Origin of the sequence: Aquimarina algiphila (assembly GCF_007489275.1) — a bacterium.
Lineage (GTDB): Bacteria > Bacteroidota > Bacteroidia > Flavobacteriales > Flavobacteriaceae > Aquimarina > Aquimarina algiphila.
Map to the genome: position 1 here is coordinate 1 of NZ_VLNR01000179.1, position 824 is coordinate 824.

General features: G+C 35.0%; 1 protein-coding gene and 1 pseudogene. One reads left to right on the forward strand and one right to left on the reverse strand.

Annotated elements, in window-relative coordinates; genetic code table 11:
• Window positions 1-338, forward strand: a pseudogene (locus tag FOF46_RS30980) (ATP-binding protein); the annotation flags it as partial.
• Between the two features lie 37 nt (window positions 339-375).
• Here FOF46_RS30980 and FOF46_RS30985 read toward each other — a convergent pair.
• A complete protein-coding gene (locus FOF46_RS30985) occupies window positions 376-699 on the reverse strand; it encodes a hypothetical protein (protein ID WP_143919275.1) in 324 nt (107 codons plus the stop codon).
• Window positions 700-824: the final 125 nt, after the last annotated feature.

Sequence of the window (824 nt, forward strand, 5' to 3'; positions counted from 1 at the left end):
ATAATGAACTAGAGGACGAAATGTCTGTAATCATTGTAGGAACTGAGAACCTTGAAAAAGAAATTAAACGGGGTGTACGCTACAACAAACACGGATATGATGAGATTGACAGCCGTTTCGGACGTAATTACATCCATCTGATTGGAGCAACAAAAAAAGACGTTGCCATGGTCTGTCAGGCCAATGGGGTCAACAGCAAAAAATTACATACAGACATCTTTAACGAATGTAATCCGATTGCCAAAAAGATAGGAGGTCAAATCATCAAAGTAGTTGAAGATATGCGCCGTGTAAAAAGGATTATCAAACGTGAAAAAATTAAACTTAAACAACACTAAAACAGTAGTATTATGAGTCAAAAAATTGTATTAAACATCAACTCTCTAATTTCTGGATTGAAGATCGAAGTTCATGGGTGCGGTTGTTGTATGAATTCAGATCAATCTGAGCAACTGACAGAGACACTGAAGAACCAGGTTTCGGAATCGCTTGTAAAAGCAATTTCAACCGTGACAGATAAGTTTCAAGAAACTTAGTATTCAGAATTTCAGCATAATATATTTCAAAAGGAACATTATTGTAGGTTGAACTTTCAAATTCTTTTTGAGTAGAGAACAAAGTTTTTTCAAAAAAATCATTCTCAAAACAATCAAAATCAAATTCAGAGTTCACCCAATCGGCAAATTTTTTTATGTCCATATCACTATAATTTAAGTTGGCTGCTCAAATATAGTGATTTTCCTGCCACGGCTTAGCGTGGTTTCGACACCACGGCAGGAGCTAGTAATACAAATAATTTAAAACACTCATAATGACCATAAAAC